The organism is Ezakiella coagulans, from assembly GCF_003096635.1.
In the GTDB taxonomy this organism is placed as follows: Bacteria; Bacillota; Clostridia; order Tissierellales; family Peptoniphilaceae; genus Ezakiella; species Ezakiella coagulans.
The window spans coordinates 163,032-187,627 of the sequence record NZ_QEKV01000002.1 but is presented as its reverse complement, the minus strand read 5'-3'; the positions used below and the strand labels follow the sequence as shown (position 1 = coordinate 187,627).

Genomic DNA, 24,596 nt, shown 5'->3' with positions numbered 1-24,596 from the left:
CAAAAAAATGAGCCGTCAATGCAGCTCATTAATTTTTACATTCTTGCATCAATTGTCGTTCTTAAATCGTATTCTCCCTTTTCAACATGGCTTCTTATAAAATATGTTACGATTGAAAAAGCGAGTGACAGAAATACGAATTTAAAATTGTTCAAGCCTTCAAATGTGCTCAAGTTGTGGATGTCCGGCATATTTGAAAGTCCGATTAAATCAAATATCGAGAGCGTTGCGAAATAAACTTGAAGAATTACAGCAATTCCGAAAATGATTTGTACGAGTCCGCTGATTTTTTTCTTGACCGAAAAATAAAAGTTGAAGAAGTCGTAAAATCCGAGATAACCGAACCAGATTGCGTGGAGTCCGACGATGACTTTTAATATGCTCATCGTGCTTTCAAGTTTTTTTGGGTCCCTTTCGTAGATGCTTTTCATTGCGCCCGAGCCCATGAAAAGACTCACGATTAAAAGAACTGCCGCAGTCCAAATAATTCTTCCGAATCTTCCCTTTTTTGTAAAATAGCTAAATTTTTTGTACATAATAACCTCCTTTGTTTAATATGTAGTTTGCATGTGTTTTGATTGTGATTTTTGTTTCACTTATCTATATATATGGTATCACACCCCTCCCGAAATTTCAAATACATATTACCCATCAAATGTTGAAATTATGTTAAATTTTTTAAAGCGCGCAATCTACTTATATGTCTTTTAAAAAACGCAAACAAAAAAGCTGTCTTTTCGGACAGCTCTAGTCAGTAATTTCTTCTTTTATACTTGGATTTTTGTAGATGAGCATGAATATCATAAATCCGAACATTCCGCCCACAACGTTTAAAATGACGGCGTCAATGTCGCATCTACCGACGGTAATAAACAGTTTAAAAATTTCTTTCATCGCCGCTATAACAAAAACGCACCCGACCGTTCCCCAAAAATTTCTCAGTTTTTTAAACGCAACCGGCAAAAGCAGTCCGTACGGAAACGCCGCCATGAGGTTTAAAACAAAAAATTGGAATGCATAAATCGGAAGTATGTCTTTATTTTTAAGGCGTGTGATATAGCCTTTAATAGTTCTAAACGGCACGAGATTCGTCACGCGTTTCGCATATTCCGAGAAGCTTTCCCCCTCTTCTTTTTCCGAATTTACAACTATCTCATTGTCGCTCTTTTCAACGAACCAGTTCCCAATTTTCAAAGAGAGAAAACTGAAAATAAGAATCGAATAAATTGCAAGCACAATAAGTGTCATTATTTTATAAGGTTTCTTCTGCATAATTCCTCCTACAATCCCATATTCGGGTCGGCGACAAAATCAATTGGCGATTCGCCGTATTTTTCGTATTGTATAAAGCCTGCAACTCCAATCATTGCAGCGTTGTCTCCCGTGTATTTTGCTTCCGGCGTCAAAACTTTTATCTGAAATTCCTCGCCCGCTTTTTGTATGCTGTCTCTGATGGCTTTGTTGTTTGAAACGCCGCCCGAGATTGCGATGGTCTTTCTGTTTTTCATCTTTGCCGCTCTAATGACCTTGTCCACGATGACGTCAATCACCGCTTCCTGGAAACTCCTTGCAACGTCTTCACGCTTTATCGGATTTCCTTTCATGTTTTCTGTGTTGATATAATTTATGACCGCAGTTTTCAGTCCCGAAAACGAAAAGTCGAATGAGTCTTTAGAAAGATAAACTCGCGGAAAATCGAGAACATCCTCGCCGTCTTTCGCAAGTTTTTCAAGCTCCGCTCCGCCCGGATAACCGATTCCCATGACGCGTGCAACTTTGTCGAAGCTCTCGCCCGTCGCATCGTCTTTTGTCTCGCCAATTTTATGAAACTCGTCGTAGTCGACAACGTCTATGATATATGTGTGTCCACCGCTCACGACAAGTGCGATATACGGCGGTTTTAAATCCGGATTTGAGATATAGTTCGAAGCGATATGCCCCTTCATGTGGTTTACTCCGACAACCGGAATCCCCGTTGCGACGCCAAGCGCCTTTGCAAACGAAACACCGACAAGAAGACTCCCGATGAGCCCCGGTCCTTGTGTCACGGATATGAGATCAATGTCCTCGAGCGTTTTGTCCGCGCGAAGAAGTGCTTCTTTTAAACAGATTTCAATTGCATCGATGTGCATTCTCGAAGCGATTTCCGGCACAACTCCTCCGTATTTCAGGTGCGTGTCGATTTGGCTCTGCACGACATTTGAAAGAACTTTATTCGGTTTTTCGACAACCGCAATGCTTGTGTCATCGCAGCTCGTTTCAATTGCTAATGTTAACATATCTTCCACTCCATCAAAAGAGCGTTCTCTCCCCCTTCATAGTAGCCTTTTCGCATTCCTATATTTTTAAAATTGTATTTTTTATACATTTTTTGAGCATTTATATTTGAATCTCTGACTTCCAAAAAAATACTCTCCGGCTTAAAATTCTCGATAAAATACTCGAGCATCTTTCCGCCGATGCCCTGCCGTCTGAACTCATCACGAACGGCTATATAAATTATTTCCGCCTCACCTGCGACAAATTGAAATATCGCAAATGCCACGTTTTCGATGCCGATGATTTTGTAGTTTTCGTTTTTAAAAAACGATTCCACGTCGTCTGTGTGAAAAATTTCAGAAGCGATTTTTCCCACCCAATGAACATCATTTTTTTCGAGTGTTCTCAGATTCATAGCTTTTCTTTTTTCACAGTGACGACATCGCTGTCCTTTTTTAGATAATCGAGTCTCGATTCAAGGCTGTCAACATAGTCGTCCTCACTCACTCGAAGTGCTGCTTCGGTGAGACCCTTTATTGTTAAGTAAACATCTTTTTTCGGAATGAATGTATATCCTTTTTCCGTAAAAATATCTTTATATTTAAGTGCATTTTCTCCGACGACAACTGTGTTTTCCCTCGGCTCTATTGCAGCAACTTCCGAAATCTCGTCTGCTCTTTCGTCGCCGTAGTGCTTTTTTAAATAAACTCTGTCGCGCCTTGCATCCATAATCGTGAGAACGTCTTTTTCATAATTCGCTTCATGAAAAATCGCGTCCATCGTGTCCACAAGCACAATCGGTACATTAACGGCAAAAGCGATTGCCTTTGCGGCGGCAAGACCCACTCTGAGCCCCGTAAAAGAGCCCGGTCCCTTCAAAGTTGAAACCGCGTCAATATCTTTAATTGTCAAGTCTACATACGAAAAGGCATCCTTGATCATTTTAAAAATAGTTTCCGATTGGCGAATGCCCGTCTCGATTGAAATCGAAATCAGAGTCTCGTCGCCTTTTGTAATGGAAACTCCTGTGGATGCCGTTCCCGTAAGTAAATTAAGTAAAACCTTGTCCATTAAAAATCTCCTCTTTTTAATGCATCTCCTTCGAGATATAGCACTCGTTTTCCATCTTCGTATTTGAAAGTGAGCTTTAAATCGAACGGCTCATCACCCAAAATTTCTGGCCACTCAATAAACTTAATCGTGTCGTCGTCAAGAATTTCTTCGATGCCTATGTTATATGCTTCGTCGATTGTTTCAAGTCTGTAAAGGTCGATGTGCGAAATTCTTTTTTCGCCGTCATAAAGATTTACAAGCGAAAAAGTCGGGCTCTTTGCAAGGGTGCCGTAAATTTTTGCGATTTCATTCACAAAAGTGGTCTTCCCCGTTCCCAAGTCGCCTTCCAAAAAAACGACGTCGCCCGATTCTAAAATCTCCGCTATTTTCTTCGCAATTGAAGTTGTATCGTCTAAGCTTTTTAATTCGAATTTCAATTTGCGCCTTCCTTTTTCCTGTAGAGCAAATACGCTCTTATAAACTCGTCAATCTCACCGTCCATAACCGATGAAACATCGCCGACCTCAAAGTTTGTTCGGTGGTCCTTGACCATCTTATACGGATGAAAAACATAACTCCTGATTTGGCTGCCCCACTCGATTTTCGAATAGTTCCCGGCAAGGTCCTCAATCTTTTCCTTGCGTTCTTCCTCTTTCAAAGCTATGAGTTTTCCCTTCAAAATTTTAAGAGCGACTTCCTTGTTTTTGAGTTGGCTCCTTTCGTTTTGACAGGAAACCACAATGCCAGTCGGAATATGTTTTATTCGAACCGCAGAGTCAGTAGTGTTGACGCTTTGACCGCCTGCACCGCTCGAGCGATAGGTGTCAATTTCAAGATCGTTTTCATTTATCGAAACCTCGATATCGTCATCAAGCGACGGAATTACATCCACACTTGCAAAACTCGTGTGTCTTTTTCGTGCAGTGTCAAACGGACTGATTCGAACAAGTCTGTGCACGCCTTTTTCCGCTTTCAAATATCCATACGCATTTCGCCCTTGAACCGCAAAAGTAACACTCTTTATGCCGGCCTCGGTATCCTTTAAAATGTCGTATATATTAAGCTTGAATCCCTTTCTTTGCGACCATCGTTGATACATCCTATAGAGCATTTCCGCCCAGTCTTGTGCTTCAAGTCCGCCCGCCCCCGAGTGAATTTGAACGACTGCATCTCCCGTGTCGTATTCACCCGTAAGCATTTGGCTGTAGCTGTAGTCAACAACTCTCCTCTCGAGATTTTTGAGCTTTTTCAGCTCAATAGAATACTCTTTTTCATCCCCGTATTCTTCGGAGAGCTCGACCATAAATCGAAGCTCCCGAAGTTCCTTTAAGAGAGAATTGTAGTCGTTTAACTCCGACTCTATGTCATTTATCTTTTTCATAAGAAGAGTGGCTTCCTCCGGCTTGTCCCACAAACCCGACTCCAAACTCTTCTTTTTAAGCTCATTTAACTCATCTTTCTTTTTTTGAGGGTCAAAGAGACACCCCGATTTCTTGGACTTTTTCTATAAGCTCGTCTATCTGGTGATAAACGTCTCTAGTCACTTCCATTATTCATTCCTCCCGCAACAATTTTTGTACTTCTTACCGCTTCCACATGGACATGGATCGTTTCTTCCAACCTTAGGAGCTTGGCGCTTAATAGTTTGTTGCTTGTCAGAAGCACCTTCTTTGATATTTTTTGACATTCTTTTCTTTTCAACTTTTTCAGGATCTTCAACGTGGAATAAAAATCTCAAAAAATCTGAACGGATTTCTCTGTTCATATCTTCAAACATTTGTGAACCTTCAATTTGGTAAGCTTGAACCGGGTCCTTTTGACCATATGCTCTAAGTCCGATACCGGTTTTAAGCTGATCCATAGCATCGATTTGGTCCATCCACTTTTCGTCAACAACTCTCAAAAGGAGAATTCTTTCGATATTTCTGATGTTTTCTTCGCCAAATTCATCTTCGCGTCTCTTGTATTCGTCAAGAATCAAATCCTTAACTTCTTCTTTCATTGCATTCGGCGTGTCAGCTTCTTTCGGGACAACTCCAAAAACTCTTTCGAGCTCAAGAGCAGCAGCCGGTGCGTTCCACTCTGCAGTCTTATCAAAATCAACAGCAGCGGAATCCACAATGAAGTCGATTTCCGAATCAATCATATCAAGAATTTGTGACTTGATATTATCTTCATCAAGCAACTTCTTTCTTTCTCCGTAAATAATGTTTCTTTGTTGATTCATAACATCGTCGTATTGTAAAACGTGCTTACGTGTTCTGAAGTTGTTAGCTTCAACGTTTCTTTGAGCCGTTTCAATTCTCTTTGTGATGAGCTTGTGTTTAAGTGGCACATCATCGCCTTCGCCGTATTTTTGAATTAGATTTTTAAGCATTTCACCGCCGAAAAGTCTCATCAAATCATCCTCAGTTGAAATGTAGAACTTCGATGAACCCGGGTCTCCTTGACGACCTGCACGACCTCTTAACTGATTGTCAATACGTCTACTTTCGTGTCTTTGCGTACCGATAATGTGAAGACCGCCGGCTTCCATAACCTTTTGCTTTTCTTCTTTGATTTCTTCTTTATATTTTTCAACTAAATCGTGATATTTCTTTCTGTATGCCAAAAGTGCCGGATCATCAGTGTTTTCATGACCTTCGATATTTGGAAGAAGAGTTTCATCTTCCACTTCGCGTCTAATATCGTTCATTGCCATGTGTTCAGGATTTCCGCCGAGCATAATATCCGTACCACGACCTGCCATATTCGTTGCAATTGTAACCGCACCGAGACGTCCTGCTTGTGCGACAATTTCCGCTTCCTTTTCATGGAACTTCGCATTCAAAACTCTGTGCGGAATTCTTTCTTTCTTTAAAAGTCGTGACAAATGCTCAGAGTCCTCAATTGTTATAGTACCGACAAGAACCGGTTGTCCCTTTTCAAAACATTCCTTTATGTCACGAACAATCGCCGTATCTTTGCCCGCAATTGTTGCATAAATTTCATCGTCGTAATCTATTCTTTGAACAGGCTTATTTGTCGGAATTTCAATGACTTCCATATCGTAAATTTCTCTAAATTCACTTTCTTCAGTCATCGCAGTACCCGTCATACCTGAAAGCTTTTCATACATACGGAAATAGTTTTGGAAAGTGATCGTTGCAAGAGTCATCGACTCATTTCTAACATCCAAACCTTCCTTTGCTTCAATCGCTTGGTGAAGCCCGTCGCTGTATCTTCTACCGTACATAATACGTCCGGTGAACTCGTCAACAATAAGAACTTCGCCATCTTTTACTACATAATCCTTGTCCTTTTTCATAAGCGCCTTAGCTTTTAAAGCAATATTAATGTGGTGCATAATTTCAATATTGTCGATATCCGCAAGATTTTCAACTCCGAAAAACTTTTCAGCATCTCTTGTCCCAAGCTCTGTAAGTGAAACGGAATTTCCCTTTTCATCAATGACATAATCCACCGTTTCTTCCGGCATATCCTTGTCGAAATCAAGCGGACTGATTGGCTTTTCATTCGGGTCCAAATACCTGAACGTTGCAGTACTTGCAAAAGCCTTTGCCTTTTCATAAAGATCTGTCGGCTTGTCAGATTGACCACTTATAATGAGCGGTGTTCTTGCTTCGTCGATCAAAATCGAGTCGACTTCGTCAACGATTGCAAAATTTTGACCCCTTTGAACCATATTGCCCTTGTAAATGACCATATTATCTCTCAAATAGTCAAATCCGAACTCATTGTTTGTCCCATAAGTTATATCCGCATCATATGCGTCTCTTCTTTCGACATTATCCATTCCGTTAACGATAACGCCGACTTTTAACCCCATAAATTCAAAAACCTTGCCCATCCAATTTCTGTCACGCTTTGCAAGGTAATCGTTGACCGTGACAATGTGTACTCCTTTTCCTGAAAGTGCATTTAAATATGCCGGCAAAGTCGCAACCAAAGTCTTTCCTTCCCCGGTCTTCATTTCCGCAATCTTTCCTTGGTGTAAAACCATTCCCCCTATTACTTGTACTCTGAAAGGGCGCATCTTCAAAACACGATAATCCGCCTCTCTTATAGCTGCAAATGCTTCAGGGAGAATATCATCAAGCGTCTTTCCGCCGTTCAAAAGCTCCTTAAACTCGAGCGTCTTATTTTTCAAATCCTCGTCGGAAAGTGCTTTATATTTATCTTCAAGGCTCATAACCTCATCCACAATCGGCTCAATCTTTTTTAATTCTTTTGCGGACGGAGTGCCAAAAATTTTTTCAAATAAACCCATAATAATCTTCCTTTCATATAGCCATATTATAACATTTTATAAACAATATATCAATTGATGCAGATTACATATCATAAACAAAAACAAACACACAAATTAATCAAACTCTAGAAATATATATCCCGAGAAATGTCAAATTAGAAAAATGTGGGAATATTTTATTTTGTTTGTTTTTATTTTGTTTGTTTTTCTTTTCTTTGCTTTGTTTTTCTTTTCTTTGCTTTGCTTTTCTTTTCTTTGCTTGGCATCGTTTTGCATAGTACTTGCATATCGTTTGCATAGCGCTTGCATAATTTTGCATTGCTTTTAAATATTTTTCTCCGTCTTTGTATAAATCCAAAACAGAATTGATAAAAAGACATCATTCTTCACAAAAGACAATAATAACTTTTTTTGATTTTAAATGCATTTCGGACTTTTTTACAAGTACAATATTTTTAACTCAATTGCTATGCAAAAATAAATCTAACTATTAATTAAAATTTTACACACACAAATTCAGATGCATTTTAACTACTCTATTATTCTTTTTCACTTCTCCATTATTCTTTTTTCACTTTTCTATTCTATTTTTCGGTTCTCTTATTCTACTACACTCATTTTTTTTAATTAACCATTTAAAAACATAAATATAATATATCCCCCTTGGTGTGTTGGACAGTCCCCAAAAATCGGACAAAAAAGGAGGAGAAATGAACTACACAAAAGAAACAAAAAACAAAAGTAAAAGAACACCTAAACTCAAAAGTCTCACTCTCAAAATTTGTCAAAAGAAACAACATACCAAAATCTACCCTTTAAGACTGGATTAAAACCTACAACAACTATGAACCCGATGCATTCATGTACTCAAACAAAAGAAACAAATTGACTTTACAAGAACAAAATAATCTAGTAGAATTGTATCTAAGGGAGAAAACAAAACTAACAACATTTGCTAAAAAGCCACGGAATTATAAATTTTCGAATTTACTCATGTCAAAGGCTTCGCAACTCTTGACACTCGAATTCAAAAATTTATCCGTCTAGTAGAAAGCATGCTTAAGGATAAGTGTATAAATGTGTCCAATTTTTGGGGAACACATCAAATATTCGCTGTAAAGAGATTATACAACTATCTTAAAAGAATTAAACATTTCCACTTGTTATAAAAAATAATCTAAAAAGAGGGAGACTATAGTATGGATTACTTATTTATATTTATATTACTTATGACTTTTTTAATAATATTATTTTATACTTTGTGGATTAAGGGGTATTTAATTATAAGTAGGAAAACAGCTAAATTGTTTATTGCTTCGTTTAGAAATAAGAAACGATGTAGGATAAAATTTGTATCCTGCAATGGCTATATAAAAAAAATACTTAAGTTTAAGGAAAATCGCAGTTATGATTTTTGCTTAAACAGTATAGTTGAAAATGGGCTTGTAATGGCAGAAATATGGGATAATAACAAAAAAATATTGTTACACCTGAATTCTAATATGCCAAATGCTACTATAAATGTTGATAAAAAATGTCGATACTATTTGATTCTAAAATTTGAAGAAGCAACAGGTGAGTTGGAATTTTTATGGAATTAATGTAGAATATCGTTCTCTTAATGAAAAATTTAAGACAATATAGGATTATCTAAAAGTGATTAACCTTTAGTTGAAATTAACTATTGGTTAATCACTTTTTATATAAATCCAAATAAACTCCCCCAAACAAAAAGCAACCGAAAATATTCCCGAGATTTTCCAAAAATCCCGACAATAAATCAGTTGCCCAATATTCTATCTTAAATTATTTCAAAACACCCAAAACCGCATCAATCGGAAGACCCACAACATTGTAGTAGTCCCCGTCGATCGAGTCGACAAAGAGTGCACCGCTGTCCTGAATTCCGTATGCTCCGGCTTTTCCGTCGCTTTCTCCACTCTCGACATACTCCTCGATGAGTCTCGAAATAAGCTCCGAATTTTCTCTAAATTTTACCTTGGTCTCCACGGAAAATGTTCTCACTTCTCCGTCTTTTTTTATCGAAACTCCGGTGATAACCTCGTGAGTTTTTCCGAGCAGTTCTCGGAGCATTCTCTTAGCATCTTCGTGATTTTTCGGTTTTCCAAGAGCTTCATTTCCCAAAAATACAAGTGTGTCTGCACATAAAATTGTGTCACTTGAAAAATCCTTTTCAATCGATTTTAATTTAGAAAACGAGAGTTCCTTGACGAGTTCATTTTTGTCGTCGCCGTTTTTTATATCGAACTTCGCCCGGATGCTATCCTCGTCGACAATCGGTTTTACAACTTTAAATTTTACGCCCATCATGTCCAAAATATCTTTTCTTCTCGGAGATGAGCTGCCTAAAATAATCATACCAGTTTTAAAATCTCCTCCGGTTTTTCAATTTCAATCGCTTCGGCGTCGTGCTTGAGGTTCGTGCCCCACATGCAATATGCATAGTCAATTCCGGCGTCAATCGCTGCCAAATGGTCCGCAATTGCGTTTCCGAGCATGAGCGTTTCATCTTTTTTAAGATTGTACTTTTTTAAATAATATTTCAGCATGTCGCCTGATGGTTTAGGATTTTCACCGTAGTCTCTGCATGTGAATTTGTCGATATATTTTCCGATTCCATTCGCATTCATCGCAATCAGAGTTTCGCCCTCACTTCTGTTTGTCGCAACGCCCATATTTATATTCTTGTCCTTCAAAATCGCAAGCACATCTTCAACGCCGTCAAAAAACTTTATACTCCCGCTGTTCGCATCAAAAAGTTCCTGCAGTTTAAGCATATTTGCAGTAGTCGTCGGAATTCCAAGATTTATGACAGACTGTTCGGAAGAAGCGTGGAAAATATCGTCAGTTTCTTTTTCCGTCAAACCGCGATTGATCATAAGCCTTGCAAATGCATCGAATGCACCGACCGTCGCTTCGTTTGAATCGAGGAGCGTACCGTCGCAATCGAAGATGAGATTCTTATACTTCTTCACTAAATCTCACCTTTCCGTCTATTATTGTCTTTACGCATCTTGCGTTTGTGGATTCCATAAAATCTTCATTGAAAATTGCAAAGTCCGCATCTTTTCCTTCTTCAATCGAGCCGACTCTGTCTTCAACTCCAATTATTTCCGCAGCGTTAATCGTGATTGCTTTATATGCATCTTCTTTTTTCATGCCGTGTCTGTATGCAAGCATTGCGCACATTGTAAGGTTTTGGAGCGGTATAACCGTCGAGTCTGTCATAATTGCGACTTTAACTCCTGCATTTGCCAAAATGCCTGCTGTTTCAAAACATTTATCCTTAAGCTCGACTTTACTTCTGCCGCCGAAACTCGGTCCAACTATACAGCTAAATCCTGAATTTTTAATCAAATCCACAATTTTATGTCCTTCCGTCACGTGGTCGAGCGTGAGACCAAGGCCGAATTCTTTTGCAATTCTTATAGCAGTTGCAATGTCGTCCGCTCTGTGGCAGTGTGCCTTTAGAGGGATTTCATGATTTATAACTTTTTGGAATGCTTCAAGTCCCAAATCGAATTTGTGTTCCTTGTCCTTTCCATATTCAATAGCTTTGTTTATATATTCTCTCAAAAGTGAAGCGATTTTCATTCTTGTATAAGGGCTTTTCTTTTGAGACTGACCGTAAAATCTCTTTGGATTTTCACCGAATGCAATTTTCATTGCACTGTCTTTTTTTATAACCATTTCATCGACTGATGATCCAAATGATTTCAAACAGCAGAAAGTTCCACCAATAACATTTGCCGAACCCGGTCCGGCGTTGAAAGTTGTAACTCCACCTTCCATTGCATCCTTTATACCTGATTCGAAAGGATTTATTCCGTCAAGACCGCGACAATCCGCTTGAATAGGTTCGCTTGCTTCATTGTAGTCCTGTCCTTCATACCCGATGTCTTGTTCATCAAGACCTGTGTGACAGTGTGCTTCAACAAATCCTGGAAAAATAATTTTCCCTGTGCAGTCAATTACATCTTTGTCCGAACTTTCTCCGATTGATTTTATTTTTCCGTCTTCCACCAAGATTCCCGGATTATCTTTTAAAATTCCGTCTCTTGTCAAATATTTTCCATTTTTTAAATACATATTTTTCTCCTCCTCTTTATATTATAATATTTTTTATATAAAACTACAAATGAAACTTAAAAAAATAAGACAACAAAAAAATACCCGGAAATATTATTCCGGATATTTTATAATATCATTCAAATTTATATCTTGAATTATTTGCAATTTTTACTAGAGTCAGCATCACCGGCACTTCCGTTAAAACTCCGACAGTTGTCGCAAGTGCTGCAGGACTTGTCGTTCCGAAAAGTGCAATTGCAACCGCAACCGCCAGCTCAAAAAAATTCGATGCGCCAATCATTCCCGCCGGTGCTGCAATATCAAACGGTAAACGTATTGACTTTGCAACTCCGAAAGAAACAAAGAAAATGAAAAATGTCTGTATTATCAAAGGAATCGCTATAAGAACGATATGAAGCGGATTTGAAAGAATCACTTCCGCCTGTGATGCAAAAATCAAAACCAACGTTAATAAAAGTCCCACAGTCGTAATTCCGTCAAATTTATGAACAAATTCGCTTTCGAAGTATTCTTTGCCGCGTTTTTTTAGAACCGTCATCCTTGTCACAATTCCACCCGCAAGTGGAATTACAACAAACAGAAAAACGCTCAAAAAGAGAGTACTATAAGGCACACTTACATTTGAAACCCCCAGTAAAAATTTTACAATCGGCACAAAAGCGACAAGTATTATTAAGTTATTTGTTGCCACCTGCACAACAGTATAAGCCGGGTTTCCGTTTGTGAGTGCACTCCAGACAAAAACCATAGCAGTACATGGAGCCGCCCCTAAAAGAACCGCCCCCGCCAGATACTCTCTTGCAAGGTCCGGAGAAATATAGTTTTTAAAAATCACAAACAGAAAGAAATATACTATTCCATACATCGTAAATGGCTTTATAAGCCAGTTTACAATCCAAGTCAAATACAAACCTTTTGGATTTTTACCCACTTCTTTTACGCTATTAAAGTCCACTTTTATCATCATCGGATAAATCATAATCCAAATTAAAACTGCAATCGGAATCGATATATTTGAAATTTCAAACTTACCTAAAAACTCCGTAACGCCAGGCAGAAATCTACCTATTAAAATCCCGACCGCCATACACAAAAGCACCCAAAGCGATAGATGTCTTTGAAATGCAGTTATTTTTTTATTTTCCTCCATTTACTTCTCCTTTAAAATAATTCTTTAAGTTTTTCGCCTTTTATTTCATCTGCTTTCCACTCAATTACAGCAAAATTTCCATTGGAATGTTCTTCAACTTTCTTTATCCACTTGACTTCCTCATTTCCTTTTGCCGCAAGCAACTTGTCTGTCGAGTTTGCTTTATAAAGTGAAGAATTTATTATCCACCATTTTACAGGGATGTTCGCTCTCTTTAAATCGTCCTCCAAACGTAGCGCTTCATACACAGGCGTTGCCTCGGCAAGTGTTACTATTACAACTTCGGTTTCCTCCGAACGCAATCTCGGTAAAAGATTCTTGACCGATTCCGGAGTATTTCCTCCCTGTGTTCGTTGAACTTCTTTGTGATAGCTTTGGGATGAGTCCAACAGAAGAAGCGTATGTCCTGTAGGCGCGGTGTCTATAACTACGACCTTATCATCACATTCGTCCACAATTTCCGCAAAAGCGCGGAATACTGCAATTTCCTGTGTGCAAGGCGAACGCAAATCCTCTTTTATATATTCCAAATCATCTTCGGACATCGTTTCCCTAGCCTTCGATAAAACCTCTTCCTGATATTTTTTCAACTCTTCTTTTTCATCTATCCGGCTCATAGATATGTTTTTATTTTCACTTATAACATATTTTAAATGTGCCGCCGGGTCTGTTGTTGCGAGATTTACCTTCACCCCTTTTTCTGCCATTCCCATTGCAATAGCGGCTGCAACAGTTGTTTTTCCGACGCCTCCCTTTCCCATAGTGAAAATAACTTTTCTGCCGTTTTTATATAAATCGTCAATTACCTCTCTCAAATGTGGCAATCTATCTACTTCCGATTTTTCAACCTCATCATAAATTTTGTCGTCTGTAAATAATGTACGAATATTATCTATCCCTACAACATTGTACGCTCTTAAAGGCACAATATAAGTCTTCATACTTCTCAAATGCTCCGGCATATCTTTTAAAGCGTTTTGCTGTTTATTAAAGAGCTTTTTGGAAACCTCGTCCGTCGGCTCCTTTAAAACACCGTTGATAACCATCATCTGATTGTTTATATCAAGCTGTGCGAGCTCCTGAGATGCTCTCATTGCTTCCTTAATAGGAGTTTTCTCGGCTCTTGTAACCAAAATAAGTGTCGTGAGATTCTTATCACTCAAAGTTTCCACAGCTTTTTTATAAATATCTTTTTTACTCTCTAACCCTGAAAGTTGTCCCAAACAAGATGCACCGTGAGTATTTTCACTTATAAAACCGCTCCATGCCGACGGAAGTTGTAACATTCTAAGAGTGTGCCCTGTAGGAGCCGTATCAAAAATAATATTGTCATATTTTTCAGAAATTTCGCTGTCGGTGATGAAATTTGAAAACTCATTAAATGCAGCAATTTCAACAGTGCACGAGCCGGATAACTGCTCCTCCATATTGGCAATAACCGATTGAGGAAGCTTGCCTCTGTACGGCGAAATTACACTCTCTTTGTATTCCCCTGCCGACTCTATCGGATCGAGATTCAAAACCGTAAGTCCGCTCACTTCATCGATTTTAACACCCTTGTTGTCCAACTTTTTATCAAAAACATCCTGCAAATTGGATGCGGGATCAGTGCTTATAAGAAGCACTTTTTTTCCTTCATCCGCAAGCTTTACAGCCGTTGCACAGGCAATTGAAGTTTTTCCGACACCGCCTTTTCCGGTAAAGAAAAGATACTTTGTCAAATGGTTTTTGTCAGGCATAAAAAGTTCATACATATTTGTCCCCCCATTTTTCTTAACAACATCCACAGGAGCATCCGCCTTCTTTTTTGTCATTCTTTGAAACTTCTTTATCCTTTCTGTCTCCACAGCAACAAGTGTCGTCATCGTCTCCGCTGCAACATGAGTCATCGTAATCTCCACACCAACATGTGTCGTCATCGTCTCCGCTGCAACATGTGTCGTCATCGTCTCCACAGCAACATGTGTCGTCATCGTCTCCGCTGCAACATGATGTCGCCCCTTTTGGAAGAAGCATTTCCGCCGGCAGATTTAAAAGAGTCAATATCTCATCATTTGCAGGGTACCTTCCCTCTATTACAATCTCTCCGTCCAAAGTCACAACAGGCAAACCTTCGACACCCTTATCATTTAAATATTGGTTGACAATATTATTTTTGACAAATTCCATTGGTGCGCTGTTTAAATTAAATCTTTCAATTTCTACCCCTTCATTTTTTAACGTATTCAAAACTGTAGAAATACGAAGAAGTTCAGGGTCCACATTGACTCCGCAAAGGCCCGTTTCACAACATAGGGCAGGTTCATAGATACACATCTTGCTCATAATAATCTCTCCTTTATAATACATTGAAGATTTTCTATATGTGATGTTTAATTATAGCCGATGCCAAAATATGCATCGGCGTATTAATACAATTCAAACATAATTGTAAATCTTATTTTGTCCCACAACTGCAGTCTCTATCGCTTTCGCAACCACAATCCGATTCACTTTCATCGTCGCAACAGCAATCGCAATTGGAATCACCTTCTCTTCCGTTGTTTAAAATCTTGTGACAGATACAATCCGGTTTATCTGAGAACATGATATCTAAAGTTTTCTGCAAATTGTTCAAAGTGGACTGATTCAGACAATAATAAACATTTTTTCCTTCTCTGCGAAAATTCACCAATTTTAAATTCACGAGCTGCTTCATGTCGTGAGACAAAGTAGGTTGCGTTATATGAAACGCCTCCAAAAGTTCACAAGCACACAGCTCACCGCAAGAAAGCATGTCCACGATGCGCAAACGCTTCGGATCGGACAACACTTTCAATATTTTCGCTGTATCGTTATATACCTTATCCAAAATCTCACCTCATATAGAAATCTTTCTATATGTTATTATATCATCTAATTTTAAAAACGTCAATACCTTTTTATAAAATCGTATCATTAATTTTAATAAATCGGATGAAAATATAAAAAATATCTATGAGAGTTCTCACAAACATAGATATTTTGAAATCTTTTTAATTGTTATTTAGCCAATCTATTGCCGAGGTTACAATTAGACCAAGTCCAATTGGAAGTGCATCTTCATTAAATTCGACACCCGGATTGTGGTGGCTGAAATTATTTCCTTCAACTTTTGAATTGAGCATAAAATATGTGGTCGGAACTCTTTCAGCAACGAGTGCCATATCTTCGCTCGCCATAATTTGCATATTCGGAATGAGTTTTAATTCCGGATTTGTTTTTTTAATATATCCTACAAGTTCTGCAGTTAGCTTCGGATCCGATAAAAGACTCGGAACTCCTGCGAAAAAGTCGAGATTTATTTCACTTCTCGTTGTCTTCATCACACCATCGACAATATCTTGCATACGTGCTTTTAAATTCTTTCTAACTTCCGGACTATAAGTTCTAAGAGTACCTTGAAGTTCAGCTGTTTCAGGAATTATGTTAGAATTTGAACCGGCACTCATCATTCCGAATGTAAGAGTGACCGTTTCTTGAGGTGGTGCTTCTCTTCCGACAAGTTCCATAAAATTTTGATAAATGTTAAAAGCAGCATTTATCGGGTCGATAGTCGTGTGCGGATACGCACCGTGCCCACCTTTGCCTTTAATATTTATTTTAAAGTTGTCGCAGCTTGTCGTAAAATATCCTTCGTTATATTCAACCGAACCCGGTTCCTCATCAAGTGCAGTGTGAAGAGCGATTGCCACATCTACTTTTGGATTTTCCAAAATACCTTCTTCAATCATCATCTTCGAACCTTCAAAAATTTCTTCTGCCGGTTGGAACATAATTTTTACTTTTCCCTTAAAATTCTTTTTCTCTTTGATAAGCATCTCCGCTGCGGAAATAGCAATTGCTGCGTGAAGATCGTGTCCGCAAGTGTGTGCTTTGTCACCGGTTGCCGAAAACGGAAGACCGCTTTCTTCCTTCATCGGCAGAGCGTCCATATCCGCCCTCACGAGAATGCACTTGCCGTCTCCCTTTTCACCTTCGATTAAAACAGAAAGTCCTGATTCTCCAAGTTCTTTAACTTCAAGACCCAATGCTTTTAGCTTTTCCATAACAAACTTTTTTGTGTTAGGAAGTGAAAGCCCAGTTTCAGGCATTTGGTGTAAACTCCTTCTGTTCTCAATTAATTGATCTTTATATTCTTTTGCTTTTTCAAAATAATTAGTCATAATACCTCCATAGATTTTTATTTATAGTACTCTCTTTTCAATTCCCTTTTTCTTTGCATAAACCGCTGTAATATACGGCGTTATGATGCTGGTAATAACAACGCCCAAAGCAATTTGCGCAACCGCCACGCTTGCAATATCTGCGACGCTCGGGTCAGCAGCTGCAATAAGCGAAGGCACGGAAACACTGAGTCCCGCGATTGAGGAAATTGCAAATGTTGTTATTCCGCTTTCCTTCAAAACTTTTGTTTCAAATAACCAAAGAAGTGGGAATGATACGACATAGAAAATTACCGTAAGAAGAATTCCTTCTAAGCCCGCTTTAAATGCTGCAATCAAATTGATACCTGCACCGAAGGCCCAACCCATAAACGGCGTTAAAATCGGAACTGCTCCTGCAAAAAATTTGCCCAAATCTTTATCGAGATTTCCAATAACGATTCCCGAAACAATTGGAACTAGAACCGACACAACAGGCATCCAGTCGACGCCCGATACTTTAGACACGCTGTAAACAAGCATCGGAAATGCCGGAACACAAAGAAGTCCTGTGAGTCCAAATGCCGCTTCATCTCCCGGATCGCCGTAATCGGAGACGAGAGCAAGATAGAGTGACGGATTTAATGAACAAATCGTTGCGGTAAAAGCAATTGCCGAAATTCCAAAAATTCCATTCATACCAAAAAATTTAAAATATAAAAAAGAAAACAAAAAACAGATTGCAACTTTTAGTGCAAGAATTGAGCCTTGTTTTCGTATAACTTTTTTCATCTTTTCCAAATCGAGTGCCGCTGATGAACAGAAACACACAAGTGCGACTATGTAGTTGATTCCCTTTGTTGTATAAAACGCTTCGGTCATTCCGCCTATTTTAAATATATCCGGCAAAAATGTTGCAAAAAGCGCACTTATAAGCATAGGTACCAGAAGGAGTCCTCCCGGAATTTTTTTCATAAACTTTAGCATATTACACCTCCACTATCTTACTTATACCCAATATAAAGATAAATGTTCATAAAAAGGTATAAATAAACCCCCGAACGCAAATTCTATGCGCGGGGGATAATTTAAATTATAGTTTTGGTTTTGCTGTATAACTTGTATGAAGAAGTTCGTGTGCTCTTGGTCCTGCAACTTCTCCGAGATATGTTTCATAGAGCTCTATAATCTTTGGATTTTCGTGTGATTTTCTAAGCTTTTTGTTGTGGTCAACACTGTAAATTCCTTCAGCTCTTCTCTTCAGTATGCTGATGTCACCATGGTGGAAAGGTTGTCCACCACCGCCGATGCATCCGCCAGGACACGCCATAACTTCAATTGCATCAAACTTTTCTTCGCCGCTCTTAACTTTGTTTAAAAGTTTTCTCGTGTTTCCAAGCCCATTTGCAACCGCAATTCTGACTTCTCTATCACCAATTTTAACAGTGGTTTCTTTGATGCCTGTGAGCCCTCTCAAATCTGTGAACTCGAGCTTTTCAAGTTCCTTGCCGGTCAAAGTTTCATAAGCTGTTCTTACAGTCGCTTCGATAACTCCGCCCGTTGCCCCGAAAATTGCACCTGCACCTGTGGACTCTCCCATTGGATCGTCAAAGTCATCATCCGGAAGTTCTGTGAAATGAATTCCAGCTTCTTTAATCATCGATGCGAGTTCTCTTGTCGTTATAACCATGTCAACATCGGATGCTCCCTTGTGTTCGAGTTCCGGTCTTGCTGCTTCAAATTTCTTTGCAATACATGGCATTACTGAAACAACAACCATGTCTTCCGGTTTAATATTAAGCTTTTCGCAGAGATATGACTTTGCAATTGCACCGAACATTTCATGCGGACTCTTACATGTGCTTGGAATATCAATCATATCTGAGAATTGTTGCTCCATAAAGTTTACCCAACCCGGACAACATGAAGTTAAAATCGGAAGCTTACCGTTTCCTTTCATTCTTTCGACAAATTCATTTGCTTCTTCAACAATTGTGAGGTCCGCTGCAAAGTTAGTGTCAAAAATCATATCAAATCCGAGTTTTCTTAGAGCTGTAACCATCTTTCCTGTCACAACAGTTCCCGGTTCCATGCCGAACATTTCGCCGAGTGCAACTCTTACAGCCGGTGCTGTTTGAACTATAACAGTCTTGTCCGAATGGAGTGCTTTCCAAACTTTTCTCACATTTGAAACTTCCGTTAGGGCACCTGTCGGACAAACGCTCAAGCATTGACCGCAGAATGTGCACGTCGTTTCGTACATAGATCTGTTAAAAGTGCTGCCGACGTGAGTATAAAAGCCCCTTCCGATTTCAGCAAGTGCACCTACTGTTTGAACTTCATTACACATAGTTTCGCATCTTCTGCAAAGGATACATTTGTTAGGATCCCTCACAAGCGAAAGGCTGTTTGCGTCAATCGGAAGTTGTCTCATTTCACCTTGATATGGAATTTCTCTTATTCCAAGATCGTGAGCTATTTTTTGAAGTTGACAGTCGAGGTTCTTCGCACATGTCAAACAAGAATTCGGGTGATCCGAAAGAAGAAGTTCTACAACAGTTCTTCTAGCTTGAACAGCTCTGATGGAATCAGTTTCAATAATCATGCCTTCCTTTACAGGTGTTGCACATGATGGAAAAAGTTTTCCACTTTTTTTATCTTCAACCATACAAACTCTACAGCTTGCTAGTTTATTTATATATTTTATGTCGTGTAAATCCATATGACAAAGTGTTGGAATCTGGATATCTATCATATTTGCCGCCTGCAAAATGGTAGTGCCCTTCTCCACACTTACATCTATTCCGTTGATTTTAAGGTTAATCATTTTGACCTCCTAATCCAAAATTATTGCATTCACAGGACATGCGTCCATACATTGTCCGCATTTAATGCATTTTGTAGAATCAATTTCGTGTTTCGCTCTAACTTCTCCGGAAATACAGCTGACCGGACATTTTCTTGCACATTTTGTACAACCGATACATTTGTCGGTGATAAAGTAATTGAGAATGCCTTTACATCTCTTTGCCGGACAAGTTTTGTGATCACCAACGTGAGCCATGTATTCATCTTTGAAATAATGGAGCGTTGACAAAATCGGATTCGGGCTCGATTGTCCAAGTCCGCAAAGACTTGTTTCGCAAACAACTTTCGAAAGAGTTTCAAGCTTTTCAATCGTTGTTTCGTCGCCCCTTCCCTCAGTCAAATCGACAAGCATTTCATAAAGTCTCTTGTTTCCGATTCTGCAAGGTGTGCATTTTCCGCACGATTCATCGACTGAGAACTCGAGGAAAAATCTTGCAACGTCGACCATACAATCGTCTTCGTCCATTACAACCATTCCGCCGGAGCCCATGATTGAGCCGATTGCTTTCAATGATTCAAAGTCACATCCGGTGTCAAAAAGCTCAGTCGGAATACAACCGCCTGACGGTCCACCCGTTTGAACGGCTTTCGCTTTTTTGCCGTTTTGAATGCCTTCACCGATGTCATAAACTATCGTGTTTATCGAAGTTCCCATCGGCACTTCAACAAGTCCCGAGTGCTCGATTTTTCCAACAAGTGCAAAAACTTTCGTGCCCGGTGAATCCTTTGTGCCGATTGAATTGAACCAATCAGCACCCTTATTTATAATTTGTGCGATATTTGCAAATGTTTCTACATTATTTATTACTGTCGGCTTGCCCCAAAGGCCGCGTTCGGTAGTTCTGAACTCTTTGTTTCTCGGCATACCGCGTTTTCCTTCTATGGATTCCATAAGAGCGGTTCCTTCACCGCATACAAACGCACCTGCACCAAGTCTAAGTTCAATTGAGAAATCAAAATCGCTTCCCATAATATTTTTTCCGAGAAGATTTTTTTCCTCAGCTTCTTTTATTGCAATATTTAAACTGTCAACAGCTTTTGGATATTCTGCTCTTACGTATATAAAGCCATGTTTTGCACCAACTGCAAGCCCTGCAATAGCCATGCCTTCAAGCACACTGTGCGGGTCGAATTCGAGGACAGATCTGTCCATGAATGCTCCAGGGTCTCCTTCGTCAGCGTTACAAATTATATATTTCGTAGGTTCTGTTTGCACGTATGCAGCTTCCCACTTTCTTCCGGTCGGGAATCCTGCGCCGCCGCGTCCTCTTAGTCCGGATTTTTTAACAGTGTCAATAATTTCTTCGCGACTCATTTCGCTTAAACACTTTTCAAGTGCAAAATAGCCGTCTCTTGCAATGTACTCTTCAATTGAAGCAGGGTCAATGACGTTGCAGTTTCTCAAAACAATTCTCTTTTGTTTTTTGTAGAAATCGCCCTCAGGATATATGTCTTCACCGTCAATTACAAATCCACCCTTTTCAAGTCTTTCTATGAGATGAGGATAAGTATCTTTTTTAATTTTTGTAAGTTCTTGTCTATTCATATTATTTCCCCTCTGCATCAAATAATATTTGGTCAATCATATCCTTCTTTACAAATGGAATATTTTTTCCGTCAACAGTAACAACAGGTGCACTTCCACATTCTCCAACGCATCTTGTTTCAATTACTGAGAACTTGCCGTCCGGTGTAGTTTCTCCCGGCTTTACATTTAAAGTCTTGCAGAATTCATCCAAAAGTTTATCCGCACCTTTTACATAACATGCAGTTCCGAGACAAATACAAATTTCATGTTCTCCTCTCGGTGTCAATGTGAATTGTGAATAGAATGTTGCAACTCCGAAAATTTCGCTTGATGGCTTGTTGAGCTTTAATGCGATATAGTCAACTATTGGTTCCGGTATGTAGCCGAATATATGTTGTGCTTCTTGTAGCACCGGCATAACTGCCCCCGGTGTGTCCTTTTTCATATCGACAAATTTTACGAATTCATCAAATTTGTCCTTATCTTTTTTGTAGCAAAAAGTCATACGAAACTCCTTTCTAATTCATGTTTCTTTTACTCCATGAGTAAATTTCCCCATTATAAGTTTTAATTATTAAGTATAGATATATTATACATTATAAATAATTTGCTGTCAATATTTTGAAACAAATTAATCATTTTTATAACAATTAATAGGTTTTGATTTTTTAGATAAGGTATTGTATAATTGGATTGAATATATTTATTTGGAGGACAAAATGAAAAATAAAAATTTTAAATTAATTGTTTCACTATTCATGCTTTTCGTTCCAATCTTTTTATTGGTGACAAGTCAATATGGATGCACGAAGAATGAAGATAAAAATGTAACTGAAAAAAATGTTGAAGGCGAAGTTAATGATACCGAAACTTCAAAAGATGAAGACAATAAAGATGCCAAAGACGACGACAAAAAATCAGTTTCTACTGATAAGGATGATGAAAAAGATGACAATTCAAAAGCCGGTAAATCTTTGGAAATAGGTGGACTTAAAGTCTACACAATGAAGGGACCGACTGCAATGAGCATGGCTCCTATGGTCAATTTTCTAGGAACAAATCTCGTTATAACAGGTTCGATTGAAGAGCAAATCGCCGCACTAAAAAAAGACGAAGGCGACATCTATCTCATTCCGTCAAATCTTTTTGCAAAGCTTAAAAACAGTGGAATGAATTTGGAAGTTCTTTATGGAAATGCAGGAAATGTTTTGAATCTCGTTGGTAAAAATGAAATTAAAGACATATCTGAACTAAAGGGAAAGACAATTGCGCTTACAGGTCGCGGAGCCGTTCCTGAAATGATTTTAAACAAGCTTCTTGAAACAGCAAACCTTACACAAGCTGACATCAATCCGGTGTTTTTAAACGAACCAACAGAAGCTGCTCCAATCATAAAAAAGAACGCAGACGCTCTCCTTCTCCTTCCGGAACCTTTTGCAACTGCAATAGCGGGAAAGGTTGAAGGATTAAAACCGGTCATCGACATAAATAAAGTATGGAAAGATGCAGAGCTTCCGCAAGTCATCACATCTGTAATTGTTGCAAAAGCAAATGTGTACAAAGAAAAATCTCAAGATATCATTAAGTTCTTAAATTTCTATACAAAGGGTATCGACTCCTTGAGACAAGCACCTGCTGCATATTCTAAAGTGATTGAATCAATGGGCATCGTTCCTCAAAAAGTCGCCGAAAATTCTCTTCCGAAAATTGAATTCGTAAATTTGACGGGAAAAGCACTCCATGATGAGCTTGATAAATTTTTCTCCGCACTTATGGACACAAATCCGGAATTGATCGGTGGAAAATTACCGCAATATGAAAACTAGCAAAAAAAGATTCTTGGGGGCTGTAGCGCTGATTATTATATGGAGCGTTGCAGCCCTTATTGTTGATGACGAAATTATTCTGCCATCTTTTATAGCTGTTTTTAAAAGGATTACCTTGATGATTCAATCCCACACTCTTCAGCCGGCAATTTTAAAAACCACCGTGCGAATTTTAGTCGGTGTGTTAATCTCGATAGTTTTCGGAAATATTTTGAGCTATGTGTCGTATAAATTTAAACTGAAGGAATACTTGGAACCTCTCTTTTCAATTCTTCGAACGATTCCTGTAATAAGCATAGTTTTAATAGTGCTGTTTTTCGCAGAAAAAAATCTACTTTCAATAATTGTTGTTATCTTTGTGACTCTACCGATTGTCTACGAAAATGTCTACAACTCTCTCACAAACATCGACAAAGGTAAACTTGAACTCGCAGCTGTATATGAATTAAAAAGCTTCACAGTTTTTCGATATATTGAACTTCCTGCAATTGTAAAAAGCACGCTTATGAGCCTTAGAATCGCCCTCGGACTTTCATTTAAGGCGGGTGCAACGTCGGAAGTTGTGTCAGGTGCATCCGGCGGTCTTGGTGAACTCATGTATATCTCAAAACTTTCTTTTGACATGCCTGATTTGGTCGCAATCACATTTATAGTTATATTACTTTCATTTATATTCGAAATGATTGCCGGCTTTTTATACAAAAGGACTTTAAAAATCTATGATTAAACTTGAACTTAAAGAAAAAAGATTTGACGACAATTTAATACTTGAAAATATAAATCTTGAAATAAAATCAGGTGATATTTTACACATTATCGGCAAGTCGGGCGTTGGAAAAACCACTCTTATTCGAATTGTGGCGGGACTTGATTCCAATTTCACCGGACAGCTCTCAAACACCTTTCAAAAAGCGGCAATCGTTTTTCCGGAGAGAGTTTTTTTGGGTGGAATAAATATTTTTAAGGAGATAAAACTTTTTACAAATAGAAGTGACTCAGAACTTTTAGACGCATTTTTTGAACTTGGCCTCGATAAAGACATAAATAAAAAAGCATCCGAGCTCTCGACCGGCATGCGAAGCAGACTTTCGATAATACGTGCATTACTTTCGGATTCAGATGTTTTATTTTTGGACGAACCACTTCTCGGCCTCGACGATTACACAAAAAACATTACAATTAATTTCATATCAAAACACATCAAAGGTCGTACTGTTCTTTACACCGGCGAATCTATCGCTCCATTTTTAGAGCATGAAAAAGAGCTTTTTATTTAATTTTACAACATATCTATTAAAAAGGCTTATCTTTGAGAATTTTTAAGTATATAATAACTCTGTTAGCATAGTCTAATTTATAAAAGACCTTTTGAATGAGGAAAAAA

Annotated in this window: 25 protein-coding genes and 1 pseudogene; 4 read left to right on the top strand and 22 right to left on the bottom strand. The window is 38.6% G+C overall.

What is annotated here, in order from left to right:
- Positions 1–35 precede the first annotated feature (35 nt).
- The 9 genes from C7381_RS02325 to C7381_RS02285 form a co-directional block, all read right to left on the bottom strand.
- On the bottom strand, positions 36–536 hold the full coding sequence (locus C7381_RS02325; protein ID WP_116479731.1) for a hypothetical protein: 501 nt from the start codon (positions 534–536) through the stop codon (positions 36–38).
- 211 nt (positions 537–747) lie between these two features.
- Positions 748–1,272, bottom strand: coding sequence for a VanZ family protein (locus C7381_RS02320; protein ID WP_116479730.1), 525 nt, complete (start codon positions 1,270–1,272; stop codon positions 748–750).
- Between the two features lie 8 nt (positions 1,273–1,280).
- Positions 1,281–2,288, bottom strand: coding sequence for a tRNA (adenosine(37)-N6)-threonylcarbamoyltransferase complex transferase subunit TsaD (gene tsaD, locus C7381_RS02315; RefSeq protein WP_185117039.1), 1,008 nt, complete (start codon positions 2,286–2,288; stop codon positions 1,281–1,283).
- The gene (gene rimI, locus C7381_RS02310) at positions 2,273–2,674 is read right to left on the bottom strand and encodes a ribosomal protein S18-alanine N-acetyltransferase (protein WP_052085319.1); all 402 of its coding nucleotides are present in this window, start codon (positions 2,672–2,674) and stop codon (positions 2,273–2,275) included. Before rimI ends, tsaD begins: the two co-directional genes overlap by 16 nt.
- Complete coding sequence (tsaB, locus tag C7381_RS02305; protein WP_034544801.1) at positions 2,671–3,330, bottom strand: tRNA (adenosine(37)-N6)-threonylcarbamoyltransferase complex dimerization subunit type 1 TsaB; 660 nt, start codon at positions 3,328–3,330, stop codon at positions 2,671–2,673. Before tsaB ends, rimI begins: the two co-directional genes overlap by 4 nt.
- Complete coding sequence (tsaE, locus tag C7381_RS02300) at positions 3,330–3,749, bottom strand: tRNA (adenosine(37)-N6)-threonylcarbamoyltransferase complex ATPase subunit type 1 TsaE (RefSeq protein ID WP_034544799.1); 420 nt, start codon at positions 3,747–3,749, stop codon at positions 3,330–3,332. Before tsaE ends, tsaB begins: the two co-directional genes overlap by 1 nt.
- Positions 3,746–4,862, bottom strand: a protein-coding gene (gene prfB / locus C7381_RS02295; protein WP_185117038.1) for a peptide chain release factor 2 whose coding sequence is annotated in 2 segments (ribosomal slippage) — positions 3,746–4,786 and positions 4,788–4,862 — 1,116 coding nt in all. Because the reading frame shifts where the segments join, the coding sequence is not laid out codon by codon here. Before prfB ends, tsaE begins: the two co-directional genes overlap by 4 nt.
- A complete protein-coding gene (gene secA, locus C7381_RS02290; RefSeq protein ID WP_116479729.1) occupies positions 4,862–7,582 on the bottom strand; it encodes a preprotein translocase subunit SecA in 2,721 nt (906 codons plus the stop codon). The genes prfB and secA overlap by 1 nt, the downstream gene beginning before the upstream one ends.
- Before the next feature lie 100 nt (positions 7,583–7,682).
- Positions 7,683–7,883: a hypothetical protein gene (locus C7381_RS02285; protein ID WP_133240918.1), complete on the bottom strand. Its 201-nt coding sequence runs from the start codon at positions 7,881–7,883 to the stop codon at positions 7,683–7,685.
- An 880-nt stretch (positions 7,884–8,763) separates the two neighbouring features.
- Here C7381_RS02285 and C7381_RS02280 point away from each other — a divergent pair.
- The gene (locus tag C7381_RS02280) at positions 8,764–9,165 is read left to right on the top strand and encodes a hypothetical protein (RefSeq protein ID WP_116479727.1); all 402 of its coding nucleotides are present in this window, start codon (positions 8,764–8,766) and stop codon (positions 9,163–9,165) included.
- 205 nt (positions 9,166–9,370) lie between these two features.
- On the opposite strand, the gene C7381_RS02275 is transcribed toward C7381_RS02280, so the two are convergent.
- From C7381_RS02275 to C7381_RS02220, 13 genes and pseudogenes are all read right to left on the bottom strand, one after another.
- Complete coding sequence (locus C7381_RS02275) at positions 9,371–9,943, bottom strand: Maf family protein (RefSeq protein WP_116479726.1); 573 nt, start codon at positions 9,941–9,943, stop codon at positions 9,371–9,373.
- Positions 9,940–10,560: an HAD family hydrolase gene (locus C7381_RS02270; RefSeq protein WP_116479725.1), complete on the bottom strand. Its 621-nt coding sequence runs from the start codon at positions 10,558–10,560 to the stop codon at positions 9,940–9,942. The genes C7381_RS02275 and C7381_RS02270 overlap by 4 nt, the downstream gene beginning before the upstream one ends.
- Entirely contained in the window at positions 10,547–11,674 is a 1,128-nt protein-coding gene (locus tag C7381_RS02265) for an amidohydrolase (RefSeq protein ID WP_034544789.1), read from the bottom strand. Before C7381_RS02265 ends, C7381_RS02270 begins: the two co-directional genes overlap by 14 nt.
- A 115-nt stretch (positions 11,675–11,789) precedes the next feature.
- Positions 11,790–12,827 carry an ACR3 family arsenite efflux transporter gene (arsB, locus tag C7381_RS02260; protein ID WP_116479724.1) on the bottom strand — a complete coding sequence of 346 codons (1,038 nt, stop codon included), beginning with the start codon at positions 12,825–12,827 and terminating at the stop codon, positions 11,790–11,792.
- Positions 12,828–12,838: 11 nt separating this feature from the next.
- Positions 12,839–14,581: an arsenical pump-driving ATPase gene (gene arsA / locus C7381_RS02255; RefSeq protein ID WP_116479808.1), complete on the bottom strand. Its 1,743-nt coding sequence runs from the start codon at positions 14,579–14,581 to the stop codon at positions 12,839–12,841.
- A 19-nt stretch (positions 14,582–14,600) separates the two neighbouring features.
- Positions 14,601–15,152: an arsenite efflux transporter metallochaperone ArsD gene (gene arsD / locus C7381_RS08680; protein WP_116479723.1), complete on the bottom strand. Its 552-nt coding sequence runs from the start codon at positions 15,150–15,152 to the stop codon at positions 14,601–14,603.
- A gap of 112 nt (positions 15,153–15,264) precedes the next feature.
- Positions 15,265–15,444: a hypothetical protein gene (locus tag C7381_RS08835; RefSeq protein WP_425433151.1), complete on the bottom strand. Its 180-nt coding sequence runs from the start codon at positions 15,442–15,444 to the stop codon at positions 15,265–15,267.
- Positions 15,445–15,645: pseudogene (locus tag C7381_RS08830) on the bottom strand (ArsR/SmtB family transcription factor); the annotation flags it as partial.
- A 196-nt stretch (positions 15,646–15,841) separates the two neighbouring features.
- Positions 15,842–17,011, bottom strand: coding sequence for a M20 metallopeptidase family protein (locus C7381_RS02240; RefSeq protein WP_116479722.1), 1,170 nt, complete (start codon positions 17,009–17,011; stop codon positions 15,842–15,844).
- Between the two features lie 21 nt (positions 17,012–17,032).
- Positions 17,033–17,977, bottom strand: a complete 945-nt coding sequence (locus tag C7381_RS02235) for a 2-keto-3-deoxygluconate permease (protein ID WP_116479721.1) — start codon at positions 17,975–17,977, stop codon at positions 17,033–17,035.
- Between the two features lie 106 nt (positions 17,978–18,083).
- Entirely contained in the window at positions 18,084–19,817 is a 1,734-nt protein-coding gene (locus tag C7381_RS02230) for an NADH-dependent [FeFe] hydrogenase, group A6 (protein WP_116479720.1), read from the bottom strand.
- Positions 19,818–19,826: 9 nt separating this feature from the next.
- Positions 19,827–21,404 (bottom strand): NADH-ubiquinone oxidoreductase-F iron-sulfur binding region domain-containing protein, encoded by a 1,578-nt coding sequence (locus C7381_RS02225; protein ID WP_116479719.1) that lies wholly within the window; start codon positions 21,402–21,404, stop codon positions 19,827–19,829.
- 1 nt (position 21,405) lies between these two features.
- A complete protein-coding gene (locus C7381_RS02220) occupies positions 21,406–21,891 on the bottom strand; it encodes an NADH-quinone oxidoreductase subunit NuoE family protein (protein WP_034544782.1) in 486 nt (161 codons plus the stop codon).
- Positions 21,892–22,105: 214 nt separating this feature from the next.
- Here C7381_RS02220 and C7381_RS02215 point away from each other — a divergent pair, with 214 nt between their 5' ends.
- From C7381_RS02215 to C7381_RS02205, 3 genes are read left to right on the top strand one after another with little or no spacing between them, the layout of a single operon-like run.
- Entirely contained in the window at positions 22,106–23,212 is a 1,107-nt protein-coding gene (locus C7381_RS02215; protein ID WP_116479718.1) for an ABC transporter substrate-binding protein, read from the top strand.
- On the top strand, positions 23,202–23,939 hold the full coding sequence (locus C7381_RS02210; RefSeq protein ID WP_116479717.1) for an ABC transporter permease: 738 nt from the start codon (positions 23,202–23,204) through the stop codon (positions 23,937–23,939). Before C7381_RS02215 ends, C7381_RS02210 begins: the two co-directional genes overlap by 11 nt.
- Complete coding sequence (locus C7381_RS02205; protein ID WP_116479716.1) at positions 23,932–24,489, top strand: ABC transporter ATP-binding protein; 558 nt, start codon at positions 23,932–23,934, stop codon at positions 24,487–24,489. Before C7381_RS02210 ends, C7381_RS02205 begins: the two co-directional genes overlap by 8 nt.
- The last annotated feature ends 107 nt before the right edge of the window (positions 24,490–24,596 follow it).